Annotated in this window: 15 protein-coding genes; 2 read left to right on the top strand and 13 right to left on the bottom strand. The window is 48.3% G+C overall.

The annotated features are described in order from the left end of the window. Positions 1 to 253 precede the first annotated feature (253 nt). The 10 genes from recA to rnpA form a co-directional block, all read right to left on the bottom strand. Positions 254 to 1,162: a recombinase RecA gene (gene recA, locus J0895_RS24540; RefSeq protein WP_207090604.1), complete on the bottom strand. Its 909-nt coding sequence runs from the start codon at positions 1,160 to 1,162 to the stop codon at positions 254 to 256. After that, positions 1,159 to 1,335, bottom strand: coding sequence for a hypothetical protein (locus tag J0895_RS24535; RefSeq protein ID WP_207090603.1), 177 nt, complete (start codon positions 1,333 to 1,335; stop codon positions 1,159 to 1,161). The genes recA and J0895_RS24535 overlap by 4 nt, the downstream gene beginning before the upstream one ends. A gap of 407 nt (positions 1,336 to 1,742) precedes the next feature. Continuing rightward, positions 1,743 to 2,321 carry a Uma2 family endonuclease gene (locus J0895_RS24530; RefSeq protein ID WP_207090602.1) on the bottom strand — a complete coding sequence of 193 codons (579 nt, stop codon included), beginning with the start codon at positions 2,319 to 2,321 and terminating at the stop codon, positions 1,743 to 1,745. Between the two features lie 413 nt (positions 2,322 to 2,734). Continuing rightward, positions 2,735 to 3,178, bottom strand: a complete 444-nt coding sequence (locus J0895_RS24525; protein WP_207090601.1) for an SH3 domain-containing protein — start codon at positions 3,176 to 3,178, stop codon at positions 2,735 to 2,737. A 6-nt stretch (positions 3,179 to 3,184) separates the two neighbouring features. Continuing rightward, positions 3,185 to 4,711: an AAA family ATPase gene (locus J0895_RS24520; protein WP_207090600.1), complete on the bottom strand. Its 1,527-nt coding sequence runs from the start codon at positions 4,709 to 4,711 to the stop codon at positions 3,185 to 3,187. A gap of 75 nt (positions 4,712 to 4,786) precedes the next feature. Next, on the bottom strand, positions 4,787 to 5,299 hold the full coding sequence (locus J0895_RS24515) for a YceD family protein (protein ID WP_207090605.1): 513 nt from the start codon (positions 5,297 to 5,299) through the stop codon (positions 4,787 to 4,789). A gap of 164 nt (positions 5,300 to 5,463) precedes the next feature. Next, positions 5,464 to 5,955 (bottom strand): Jag family protein, encoded by a 492-nt coding sequence (locus J0895_RS24510; protein ID WP_207090599.1) that lies wholly within the window; start codon positions 5,953 to 5,955, stop codon positions 5,464 to 5,466. Continuing rightward, complete coding sequence (gene yidC, locus J0895_RS24505) at positions 5,955 to 7,100, bottom strand: membrane protein insertase YidC (protein WP_207090598.1); 1,146 nt, start codon at positions 7,098 to 7,100, stop codon at positions 5,955 to 5,957. The genes J0895_RS24510 and yidC overlap by 1 nt, the downstream gene beginning before the upstream one ends. A gap of 192 nt (positions 7,101 to 7,292) precedes the next feature. After that, positions 7,293 to 7,688: a PH domain-containing protein gene (locus tag J0895_RS24500; RefSeq protein ID WP_207090597.1), complete on the bottom strand. Its 396-nt coding sequence runs from the start codon at positions 7,686 to 7,688 to the stop codon at positions 7,293 to 7,295. Then, positions 7,660 to 8,091 carry a ribonuclease P protein component gene (gene rnpA, locus J0895_RS24495; RefSeq protein ID WP_207090596.1) on the bottom strand — a complete coding sequence of 144 codons (432 nt, stop codon included), beginning with the start codon at positions 8,089 to 8,091 and terminating at the stop codon, positions 7,660 to 7,662. The genes J0895_RS24500 and rnpA overlap by 29 nt, the downstream gene beginning before the upstream one ends. 1 nt (position 8,092) lies before the next feature. Between rnpA and J0895_RS24490 the strand changes: the two genes are divergently transcribed. Then, positions 8,093 to 8,266, top strand: a complete 174-nt coding sequence (locus J0895_RS24490) for a hypothetical protein (protein ID WP_207090595.1) — start codon at positions 8,093 to 8,095, stop codon at positions 8,264 to 8,266. A gap of 31 nt (positions 8,267 to 8,297) precedes the next feature. Here the strand turns inward: J0895_RS24490 and rpmH are convergent, their stop codons facing one another. The 3 genes from rpmH to J0895_RS24475 all read right to left on the bottom strand — a co-directional run bounded on the left by rpmH (position 8,298) and on the right by J0895_RS24475 (position 10,557). Next, entirely contained in the window at positions 8,298 to 8,435 is a 138-nt protein-coding gene (gene rpmH, locus J0895_RS24485) for a 50S ribosomal protein L34 (RefSeq protein WP_015148244.1), read from the bottom strand. A gap of 252 nt (positions 8,436 to 8,687) precedes the next feature. Then, a complete protein-coding gene (locus tag J0895_RS24480; RefSeq protein ID WP_207090594.1) occupies positions 8,688 to 9,221 on the bottom strand; it encodes a DUF2808 domain-containing protein in 534 nt (177 codons plus the stop codon). Between the two features lie 271 nt (positions 9,222 to 9,492). Next, the gene (locus J0895_RS24475; protein ID WP_207090593.1) at positions 9,493 to 10,557 is read right to left on the bottom strand and encodes a cysteine hydrolase family protein; all 1,065 of its coding nucleotides are present in this window, start codon (positions 10,555 to 10,557) and stop codon (positions 9,493 to 9,495) included. Between the two features lie 290 nt (positions 10,558 to 10,847). Between J0895_RS24475 and J0895_RS24470 the strand changes: the two genes are divergently transcribed. Continuing rightward, positions 10,848 to 11,366, top strand: coding sequence for a pentapeptide repeat-containing protein (locus J0895_RS24470; protein ID WP_340643581.1), 519 nt, complete (start codon positions 10,848 to 10,850; stop codon positions 11,364 to 11,366). Positions 11,367 to 11,518: the final 152 nt, after the last annotated feature.

The raw sequence follows: 11,518 nt of genomic DNA, 5'->3' as shown, positions 1-11,518 counted from the left end.
TCGAAGATTGGATAGACCAACTGCCTAACCCCACAGAACAAGACTCTGCCCATTAACATGGGCGCGAAAGGGTTCGCTACATCCCACGCTTAAAAGACGTGGGTTTTGCTCCCCTCTCGAACTCTCCCGCTCTATAAGGGAAACTTCTCCTCGTTCCCAGGCTCTGCCTGGGAATGCCATATAGGAGGCTCTGCCTCCTAACCTTGACCTTGACCTCGAAAACCCTTCAAAACTCCTCTTTATAGCGCTTCTCTCATGAATCGGCCCGAAGTTTTAACACTTTAAGAACAGTTTTTTCCAAGTGTTCATAAAGTTTTAAATCCCGTTCCAGATAACTCAGGCACTCTTCTCGACTTTGCCCGATCGCCTTGCCTTGATAGCGATATCCTGACTTGAAGCGGGTAATTAATCTAAGTTTCTCCCCCAAATCAAATACACAGCCTAAATTAGAAATCCCTTGCCCAAAAATAATATCAAATTCCCCCACTTCAAACGGTGGGGCGACTTTATTTTTGACCACCTTAGCTTGCACTCGCATTCCATAATCTTCTAACCCATTGCTGAGGACTTGCATCGGGCGCAGATCAATGCGAACTGAGGCATAAAATTTCAGAGAATCTCCCCCAGCAGTGGTTTCGGGTCCGGCAATGGAATAGAAACTGTGGCGCAGTTGGTTGAGGAAGATTACGGCACAGTCCGATCGCCGCATATTGTGGCTAATTTTTCGCAACCAGTAACTCATCAATTGCGCCTGTAAACTGGAGGCTGTCTCTCCCATTGCCCCAGCAATTTCCGCTTTTGGGACCAAGGCAGCTACAGAGTCGATCGCCACTAAATCCACTACAGCTGACCTCACCAAGCAATCGCTAATCTCTAGGGCCATCTCTCCCGTGTCCGGTTGTGACACCAGCAATCGGTTAATATCAACCCCGATTTTCACCGCATAAGCTGGATCCAGAGCGTGTTCTGCATCGATAAAGGCGGCAATTCCACCTGTTTTTTGGATTTGGGCGATCGCATGAAGGGCAACTGTAGTTTTCCCTACACTCTCGGGTCCAAAAATCTCGATCGCCCGTCCCTTCGGTAATCCGCCCCCTAACGCTACATCTAACGTCAGCGCCCCCGTCCCAAACTTCTGGATTTGGCGGTTCAAATGGGTCAAATCAAGCCCAAGCGATCAATCAATAATGCAGCAACGACAGCAAACCCCGTAATTCCTAACGCCACCAATGGATTTTGACCTTGGCTCACCGCAAATGAAGTGACGACACCAGCTCCCAAGGCTGCCGTAACCGCAGCAGTATTGAGGTCTTGATTGGAATTTTTGTTGTCCATCTTGGCTATCTAGGGTAATATTTTTCAGTTGTTAGGAACCCTAGCATCTTTATTTTTTCAGGTAAACCAAATCCCTACAGATTGCAATTATTCTTCTTAGTTTGCAAAATTTCTTAATACTTTCACTAGAGCGCTGTGGGACCCTAGGGACCCGAAACCGGGTTTTTACCTCAATTTGGTTCAATTGCAGGGACCAGAAACCGGGTTTTTGCCTCAATTGGGTTTCATTGCAGAGATTTTTTGAAAAAACCCGGTTTCTCAAGCTATTACCAAGGACCAGAAACCGGGTTTTTATACTCCATACGGTATTTAAAGGTCGATAAAAACGAATTGTAAGGGCGCAATGCTTGCGCCCCTACAAATTTGGAATATTCGCACGGGTCAATGTTTGAAAATAACCCCTAAAATTATCCCCAGACAATCGGCAAGTTGAGGCGGAAACCGGGCAGTATATCTTCACCGGATAGGGTAGCAGGATTATCTAAAACTTCTTTTTCCCTGCCTTGGCGATAAATTTCCACCTGTCGATTTTGGCTGTTAATCAGCCAACCGAGGCGCGTTCCATTTTCCATGTATTCCTGCATTTTTTCTTGCAGGGGTTTTAAGGCATCGCTGGCGGAACGTAACTCGACAACAAAATCAGGGCATAAGGGTGGAAATTTTTCTTGCTGTTCAGGGGTAAGGGCATTCCATTTTTCTAAGGGAATCCAAGCGGCATCGGGAGAGCGGTTGCTTCCATCTGGAAGTTGAAAGCAAGTGGAAGAATCAAAGCCGATGCCGGTCCCATCCGTATCAGTCCAGTTGGCGAGTTGTTGAGCCAGCTTAAAATTTCGGTTGCCCGTTGTTCCCCCGGTGGGTGGCATGATAATGATTTCTCCTAGGACGTTGCGCTCAAATTTGACATCGGGATTCGCCTGACACAGTTGATAGAATTGGTCGTGGGTTAGTTTAATGATGGGATTGAAGTTGACAGTAATTGCGGCCATAGTTATAGGATTTATGCAGTTGAAGAAAGGGTGAACCCAGGATCGGGATAATTTAATTTATTACTATGTATTGTGGTGGATTGATTCTTTTGTTTTACTCCATTTTTTCCCCACTGCGTCAGTGCCGTTGGCATAATTGCCCAAGCTGTAGAGGGTTATCTGGAACGGTGAGGATCAGGGGCAGGGGTGACAGGGATTGGAGAGGAGATCCAGTACCAAGGACCAGAAACCGGGTTTTTGCCTCAATTGGGTTCAATTGCAGAGATTTTCTGAAAAAACCCGGTTTCTCAAGCTATTACTGCTAACGCTATAGATATCCTTGCCAGTCCTGAAAACAGCCAAAATTTAGCCCTTGCTTTTGGGGGCCGAATTTAATATTTAGGTCCTGATGAGTCAATTTGGGTTAGGGGCGGTTAGTTCAGGCGTTCCGTATTGCCGCCTTTAATCCACCCATCTTGACCACTACCTTCGATGCGAACCTTTTCCCATTCCTTATCAGAGCTTGTTTCGAGAACCACCACCTGGGCGTTAAAATCGAGTCCGCCAATGGAGTTGGCTTCATAACCGGGGCGATCGCGCAAAATTAAGCCATCGGGCCAAATCACCTTGGCACGGTAGGCATTCGCAGGAAGGGCGGCAGGAGCATTCCCCGAACCCTCACTGCTGGCTCCCCCTGGGGAACTTCCTGCCGGGGTTGCTGTAACCGCCGGCTGATCATTAGTAAAACTCGGTCTGGCAGGCAGTGCCGTTAATTTCGTGACGAAATACAGCGCTGCAGCGACACTCCCACCCGCGAGGATGATCAGCGCCAAAGTAAAACCGAGAATAAACTGAACTAAACTGGCAAGACTCCGCATAAATTCTTAAGATTCAGGCTGTTGCAGTTGACGTTGCATCCGACTATTCAATGTACTGTATCTGGAGGCAAGACGAGCTTTTCCTGCCGCCGCCCAATCTTTTAAAAACTGGATTTGCTCTGAGGCGGTACGGGCTAGGGGAACGATTTGACTGGCCGCTTCCACAATATCATCCGTGGTAAAGTCGCGGTTTTGACTAAATCCAATATGCATCGCTTCGATCAACGCTTGTTCGATTTCTGCCCCGGAAAAATCAGGAGTTTCGTAAGCCAGCCTTTCAACATCATAGCTTTTCAAGTTATGAGGTCGCAATCGGGATAAGTGTACCGTAAAAATGGCGTTCCGTTCTTCTTGGGCGGGCAATCCCACAAAGAAAATTTCATCAAATCGACCTTTGCGAAGCATCTCTGGAGGCAGGGACAGGATATTATTGGCGGTGGCCACCACAAAGACTGGAGATGATTTTTCCGCTAACCAGGTGATAAAGGTGCCAAAGACGCGACTGGTGGTTCCGGCATCTCCTTTACTGTCTAATCCTCCAAATGCTTTGTCAATTTCATCAATCCAAAGGACGCAGGGGGCGAGGGCTTCAGCGAGTTGAATCATTTGGCGGGTGCGAGATTCGGATTCCCCGACTAATCCGCCAAACAGTCGTCCGACATCGAGACGGAGGAGGGGGAGGTGCCAATGATGGGAAATGGCTTTGGCGGTGAGGGATTTGCCTGTGCCTTGAATGCCGACGAGGAGCAATCCTCGGGGATGGGGTAAGCCATATTGTCGCGCCTGTTCGGAGAAGGCACCGCCACGACGGATTAGCCAGTCTTTGAGGTTATCTAGGCCGCCGATATCGGAGATTTGTTCGGTGGCGGGGTAGAATTCTAGGATTTGGGTTTGGCGGATGATGGTGCGTTTTTCTTCGAGAATCAGTTCGACATCATCGGGTTCGAGTTGTCCGTGGGTGGCGATCGCCTTGGCTAAGACGCGACGAATGCGATCGATGGAAAGACCCTGGCACGATCGCACGATTTCATCTAAAAATTTTCCCTCTAAAGGATGTCCCATTGCCGAAAGTAACCGTTCGACTTCCCCTTTAATTTCTGGGGCATTGGGGAGGGGAAATTCTAGGACCGTGAGGGCTTCGCTGAGGTCTTCGGGAATGGTAATAGTCGGGGAAATAATGGCAATATTTTTGGGTTGAGATTTGAGGGTTCGGGAGAGATTTCTGAGCTTTCGGGAAACGGAAATATCGTCTAAAAACCGGTGAAAATCGCGCAAAATAAAAATTGCCGGTGCAGAGGCAGGCAATTTTTCCACAAATTCTAAGGCTTGGAGAGGATTGCGGCGACCGAACCCGCTATCGTTGGGATTGCCCTGGTAGCCATCGACAAAATCCCAGATATAGACAGCACGATTGCCAAGTTCTTTGGCACAATGGGCGATCGCCGCTTCAACTCGTTCTTCTTCTCGGGTGGGAATGTAAATTAACGGATATCTGGCTCGGAGGAATAGTTTAAACTCTTCATTGAATGACATAGCCGGTTAAATTTTGGAGTAGGATGTTTTCATGATTTTGGACCGCTTGACATCCTGCCATCCAAAAACGGTTAACTAGCTTGGCAGTTGTTTTTTGAGCTGTTCTAAGGCAGCAGCCCAGCGGCGATCGCCCACAGACAGAGGACTACCCTGGCCCGGGGAAAACTCAATTCCGGGACAATCGGTATCGCAGAGTTGGCGGGAGGGAATTTCCAAACAAATCTGTTCATACAACCAGGCTTCTGGGTCAAACGTGCCTTGAGAGGAGAGGGTTTCCACCAACTCTTCTAGGGCGATTTCTCGTTCAAGGGGTCCATCATCCGGGCCATTTCCCGTTTCATCCAGACAGATAATTTCCGTCAGATGCATTTTCAGGCGATGATTGTACTGTTGCAAGCATCGATAACAAGTGAGGGTAACAATGGTTTCCGCTTGGGCCGTCACCTCTAAATAGTTGCCCCCATGTTTGACCTGAAGTCGTCCCCGAACCGGGGTTAATGTTTCTAAATCCTGAATGAACTGCTGAAACTCGACGGTTTCCGTCTGTTCGTGGGCTTTTGCTAACCGAGGAATATAAATTGCTTCCAGCATTCTGGTAACCCTAGCAAGGGAAAGTAATTTCATCCGATGTGAGTTATGGGTTTAACCCGTGGGTTGGGAAACCCCCCTTCACCAGGGGCATTTCCCTCACTCGTCAACCCCAATCATCGGGGTTTTAATGAGCGTGCGCTGGGCGATCGCCATTAAGTTCTTTACACCGTTTCGCGCCGATGCACCACCAGTCGTCGGTCCGGTTCTTGTCCCCGACTAAAGGATTCCAGGTCCTCATAGTCCTTGAGTAAGTTATGAACCTGCCGTCGTTCCGCAGAAGAAAGCCCCTTCATTTCATAGGCTTCCCCACTCTCCTGAACGCTTTGGACCGCTTTGGCTACCATCTCCCGGAGTACCTCCTCTCGGCGTACCCGGTACTGATTTAGCTCAATCGTATAGGAGGCTTGCACCTCGGTAGGTTGGGCGATATTGAGAGTCGTGTTCGCCAGATACTGGATAGCATCCAGAACCTCTCCATCGGGACCCGTCAGAATTTCAATTTGTTCTGGGGTCAGATTTTTCTCATCGATGGTCAACCAAAAGCTATCTTCTTGCTCCTGCGTTGTCACTGAACTCTCAATTCGCAATAATTTCAGCAGTTGTTCAATCCACTGCTGACCTCGTTGCATTGGACTTTGGGTTGGGGATACCATTAGGCTTTTTTCTTGGGACGTCCGGGTTCAAAGGGAAGTGTTTCGCGGCCCTTGCCACTTGTCGTTTTTTCCTGGGCTTCTACCAGTTTCTGGAGATTTTCGGGAAGGGGTTCGCGGGAGAGAATAAAGGTTTGCGCCGTCTGAAAGACGTTAGCAATCACCATGTACATCAACACCCCAGCAGGCAGAGGGAAGAACAAAAACATTCCCGAGAAAATTACTGGGGTCAGCTTGTTCACCGTGGACTGCTGCGGATTATCGGTGGCACCTGGGCCACTTTGTCCCGAAAGCAATTGGTTCACGTACAAACTAATCCCAAAGAACAGGACCATGCCGACAATATCCCAGTGGATATTACCCTCGGGATCCATCGCACCGACGCGACCTAGGGCTTCGATGAACAGAAATCCTTTCTGAGCAGCTAGTCCAGGTAAGGTGGCCTGAATGGTCGCTTCTCCAGCTTGCAGGGCCTCTATGGTGCCATCTTCATTAATCCGCAGCCGGTCTTCTCCTTTGGTGACTTGCCACAGAGGAGTCAATTGCGTATCAGGATTCTGGTCGAGTAATTCCTTTAAGGGTTTGCCCTCAACGGACTGAAATTCCAGTTGGGTTTTTTCCCCCACGGTTAATTTATTGCCCGCCGGAAGTAACGCCACGATCGGGGCGTGTTGTCCATCGGAGAAATAAATATTCTGCTGGGGGGTGGCGAACGCCTGGGGAATGATCCGTTCCACCTGTTCACTGGGAAAAATTTCAACGTTGACGTTGTAATTGATATCCGAGAACGGTGAACCCCGTAAGGTGGCGAACAAGGCAAACAGAACTGGCATCTGTAGGACGACTGGCAAGCAGCCAGACAAGGGATTGCCAAATTCTTTGTAAACCTTGCTCATTTCTTCCTGCTGTTTTGCAGGTTCTTCTTTGTAGCGTTCTTGAATTTCTTTGACCCGCTTTTGCATGACGGGTTGGGCGACTCTCATTCTCCGCATACTGCGAATTGAGCCAGCACTCAACGGATAGAGGGCAAAGCGGATCACGAGGGTCAGGGCTACAATTGCTAGACCATAGCTGGGTACGATCCCGTAGAAGAAGTCCAGGATCGGCAGCATTACGTTATTGGAAAGAAATCCGACTCCAAAGTCCATTCTTTTATGTCAACCTATGCGGTGGAGAGATTTTTTGTCTATAACCTTGCTTAAATATTAACCATGTTTAAGAGGTTTGATGGCTGGCCCTTTGGCTTAGGGCGTGATGGAACACTGGGGCAGTAGGGGCGATCGCCGCCAATTTTGATGGTTTGAGGGTTCGCTCTTTGCTACTGCCTAGGGTCGCTGCTGTTAACGACTGCCAATGGCTCCACTGGCCTGTTTTGCTTTGGCGGACAATTTTTCCGAGATGTAGTCATAAACTGCCCGAAAGTTAGGAACGCCGCGCATTTCTAAGCGAGAACCGTCTTTAAGGGTAAATACCATATCGCCCCAGAGTCCGAAACCCCGAGCCACGGTCTTCACCTGGACAATTTCCGAGTAGATGATATCACTGCGCTCTCGTCCCATCCAGCCGCTGTTGATAGAAATTCGGCGGTTGGTGATGCGGTAGCGCAGCCACAATGCCCGGACGATTGCCCCAACGGTTAACGGTAAAGCAATCACTGTAAATCCTAACAGGATGTTCACAATTAGTTCCCCAATATGAGGACCCCCTTCATAGTAAACTTCCTCGCGAATCGCCATTCAGTACCTCCGCTTGTGCCAACAACTGCTCTAATTCTTGCAGAAGTTGGCGATAATTGCACTCTACTGCTGAGGGACGCACGATCAAAACCAGGTCCCATCCCAGGGAAATTCGGGGCAGAAATTCCCGCAATCCGGCTCGGATTTGCCGCTTAATTCGATTCCGAATCACGGCTTTTTTGCTGACTTTCAGGCTAATCGAAATTCCCACTCGGGTCGGCTGATTTGCCGTTAGCGTCTCAGGTGGATTCTGCGACTTGAGCTCGGGCTGTTTAGTCACAGGCAGAAATCCTTTGCGCCGTTTGGCTCTCAAGGTTAGATGAGTGGTTTTTCGACTGATTCCTGTGCGATAGACAGCACTAAACTCTTTCGGGCGCTTTAGCCGATTCGATGCAGGTAACACGGTGTTTTTTTTCCGGATACAGAAGGATTGGGCTGACTCTGATTCCCATAAGGAGGCGATCGCCCCAGAGTCCGGTTCTACCTCAAGTTCGTTCTATTTGGAACCCAGAGGTCTAACGGTGGCAATTGGGTTTACTCTGCCACCGATCGCACCGGGAAGGGTTTCGTCCTGCTGAGGGTTTGACTCCATTGTGCTGGAGGCCCCGGCTACACCGCTAACCGATAACGTCCCTTGTTCCGGCGGGATTTAATCACTCGGCGACCATTGGCCGTTCTCATCCGAACTCTAAACCCTGAAACTCTCTTTCTTTTGCGGCTCGTGCCATGTAGGGTGCGCTGTGTCATAACGATTAACTCCTAGGTTGCGACTCTAAACTTTCAAAAAAAATCACAAATTTTTATAGTATCATGACTTTGGACTTAAAACCAATGAACCCCTAATTTTTTTGAGCCGTTAGGCGAATCGGACCTCACCCCCCAACCGAGTCTGTGGAAGCAAAGGGGCCCTGGAGTTGGAGCAAAAATTAAAAGGAACGCCAAAACCTTTGACGTTCCCTTGTATTCCTATGAGTCCCCTCAATGTGGGTGGAGGGGGCCTTAGTTAATGGCTAAAACCCAAGTCCCAATATATTCGGGAATCGGAGGACCTCCGCGAGTCACGACAAGAGCATTAAAATTGAACATTCCCCCAAAGTTGGGGTTGCGGACATTGGACAATACCACTTCAATATCTGTATTCGCTGGAATCGCTTCCGTTGGATAAATTTGAATGAAGCGATTATCACGATCCCAGAAGGCATCGTCTAACTCAATTTTGTTCCCATTTACTGTCACTTCGATCCGGTCTTCATTGAATTCGCCTTGGTAGCTTTCAGGATAGTTAATCCGCAACTCAGAAATAGCCAAGTTCACTTTTTCTTTGGGAATTTTTAGCCAATAGCGGTCCCAGCTATTTTCCCGGCCACTTTGCACGCAATATTTGAGTTCGCGATCGCGCCTAACTCCACCAAAAACCGTTAAACCCGAACATCGGAACGCCCAACTCGGAGGTGTAGGCATCGCAGTAATCAACAATCCGGTAACAGCTATTCCCAAAAAGACTCGTCGCATAGCAGAATTAGGAGACAACATAAGCTTAAATCCGTCACTCACCACAGTATTTTAGCTGCTTTGTAAACTTTTATAACGTACAGACCCTATTTTGTTTGGCCTGCTCAATGGAGGGCGTTTGACAAGGGTGTTGATGAAGGCGATCGCACTATACTCGATCTGTTCCTCATCTAGCTCACTGATCTGGAAGACTTGCAGAGATTTATCGAGTTCCCCCTTAACCCTGGGTTTGGATCCGTTTTTCCCCAGCTCAAAATAATCAGAGGTTTCTCGGCTAAAATGGTTTCCACCTCTATTGATTGGAAAACAGTGAATCAGAACCCTCCAGTCCAGGCCAATTGTCGATCGCCTCGGTGGATTGGACTAAATGCATTCCGGCTTCCGAAAATCGGGCAAATGCAGCATCAGCAGCCTCGGTGAAGTCTACCACATTTGGAACCACGACTGGGGAAGTACAATCCTCCAACAAATAAACCTTTTGGGCTAATTTGGGGTCTCGTTGTTGGATATCTCGGAGTAGGTCATCAATAGTCCAAGCGACACAGTGACTTTTGGCTTGTCCGGCGATCATCAAAACATCAAATTCTAGTAGTTTTTGAATTAAAGATCTGTTCGGTTGGGCGATCGCCTTTCCTGCTTGGTCTAATAATACTTCCGGACACAATGCCGAATAATTCTCCGTGAGGGGATGGTTTCCTTTCAGTTCAAATCCCGTGGCGGCATGGCGGGCTAAATTATGAAAAAATATGGCCTCTTCTACGGCAGAAACTAATGCGTGACCAATTCCACCCAGCAGACTGTGATAGGGCCAAATAATTAGGGGATATTTCCCCTCAATTTCCAGTTGTTTCACGTAATGGAGAGCATACTCTTGAATGGGTTCCGAGTTGCGATCGCCTAGACTCTGAGCAACCGTCGGATTTACCTTCCAAACCCCATTTTCTACATCACTGAGGGAAATTTGGGTTAAAGGCGGTGGATTGTCCCCATTCCTATCCACCCAGAATATAGGATGAAAAATTTGCTGCGTGGTATGGGTATCCATCGTGGGGATGATGGAGGTAATCCGATGCAAATTCTGATAGATAAATTCACATAAGCGCTGGTTATCTTCAACTGCACCATTGCCGCTGCGTCCCCCCACAAACAGTTCAAAGTCGGGAATGCAGAATGTATTTTGAATGTCGATTGCTAATAGGCAAATTTTAGGACCTTCGGCGATGGCGGGTTGAATTTGGTGCGTTTTGGCCCAAGTTTGGGCGTCCTGAGCAAGCTGCTGATAAGGGACTCGCCAAACTTGGCCCACTTTTGCGCGATTGAAGTGAGGGGGAATGGGTAAGGTGCTCTTTGGGTTCATATTCTCTCCATTCTTGTGATGGGACGATCGCCTGTTTTCCACAGTCAGATCCTTGAACCAACCGGGCGATCGCTGATTTTACTGTAACTGCATTGAACAGATCCGGTGAGAGGGTCTGCTAACTGAGCGATCGCTACCCTAGGGCCGTTGAGCTTTCCCGGTTTTTTATTAAGTTTTATGACTTTTTACCTGATGGGTGTTACCCCCTTTGACAAATACTAATATTTATGTGTGTAGGTTTCCAGCGGGGAACCGTGATGATTGGTTGCACTAATAAGGAACTAAAGAACGTGAAAGCAATAAACCTGACAATTGCGGTAGTGGTGCTAACCTTATGCTCTAGCTGTATGGGCGATCGCGCAGATCTGAAACACTTGCAGGAAAACAACCAATGTCAGGGGTGCAATCTAGTCGGTGCAAATCTCAAGGATCGGGTGTTGGGTGGGGCTAACCTCAGAGGGTCGAATCTCGATCTCGTCGATCTCAGCAGTTCTAATCTGTTTTTTGCTGATCTGGAAAATGCCTCACTACAAGGAGCCCGCATCCATAGTGCCGTGCTATCTACAGCGAACTTAAAGGGTGCAAATCTCAGGAATGCCGATTTGAGTAGTGCGGATTTGAGCAGTGCTGATTTCAGCTATGCCGACCTTCGGGGGGCCAGCTTAGAAAATGCCGATGTGTCGAATGCCAATTTCTTTAATGCCCAATTAAGTGGGGCTAATTTTGAGGGTGCTAATCTCGAAAGCAGTAAAATGGAAGGGGCGATCGGATTTGTGTCGGATCCGGACATCATTACTGAGACGCATTAGATATTGGAATGGTTGACACTCCCACGCTCTAAAGAGCGTGGGATTCTTTAAGAGTCCAGAATCTGAACCTTAAGGGCGTAGTCAAAGCACCCCTACTGACTCCACTAAGATTAAATCCCAGTGTCGCCGCTACCTTTCTTAAGATATTTGCT

Origin of the sequence: Phormidium pseudopriestleyi FRX01, assembly GCF_017313335.1 — a bacterium.
GTDB classification, from domain to species: Bacteria; Cyanobacteriota; Cyanobacteriia; order Cyanobacteriales; family Laspinemataceae; genus Laspinema; species Laspinema pseudopriestleyi.
Note: the sequence above shows the minus strand (reverse complement) of the source record. Positions and strands in the feature narration are given on the sequence as shown.

Excerpts from the sequence above, each read along its gene's own strand:
- J0895_RS24535 (WP_207090603.1), bottom strand. The coding sequence starts at position 1,335 with ATGGACAACAAAAATTCCAATCAAGACCTCAATACTGCTGCGGTTACG.
- J0895_RS24530 (WP_207090602.1), bottom strand. The coding sequence starts at position 2,321 with ATGGCCGCAATTACTGTCAACTTCAATCCCATCATTAAACTAACCCAC.
- J0895_RS24525 (WP_207090601.1), bottom strand. The coding sequence starts at position 3,178 with ATGCGGAGTCTTGCCAGTTTAGTTCAGTTTATTCTCGGTTTTACTTTG.
- J0895_RS24520 (WP_207090600.1), bottom strand. The coding sequence starts at position 4,711 with ATGTCATTCAATGAAGAGTTTAAACTATTCCTCCGAGCCAGATATCCG.
- J0895_RS24510 (WP_207090599.1), bottom strand. The coding sequence starts at position 5,955 with ATGGTATCCCCAACCCAAAGTCCAATGCAACGAGGTCAGCAGTGGATT.
- yidC (WP_207090598.1), bottom strand. The coding sequence starts at position 7,100 with ATGGACTTTGGAGTCGGATTTCTTTCCAATAACGTAATGCTGCCGATC.
- J0895_RS24500 (WP_207090597.1), bottom strand. The coding sequence starts at position 7,688 with ATGGCGATTCGCGAGGAAGTTTACTATGAAGGGGGTCCTCATATTGGG.
- rpmH (WP_015148244.1), bottom strand. The coding sequence starts at position 8,435 with ATGACACAGCGCACCCTACATGGCACGAGCCGCAAAAGAAAGAGAGTT.
- J0895_RS24480 (WP_207090594.1), bottom strand. The coding sequence starts at position 9,221 with ATGTTGTCTCCTAATTCTGCTATGCGACGAGTCTTTTTGGGAATAGCT.
- J0895_RS24475 (WP_207090593.1), bottom strand. The coding sequence starts at position 10,557 with ATGAACCCAAAGAGCACCTTACCCATTCCCCCTCACTTCAATCGCGCA.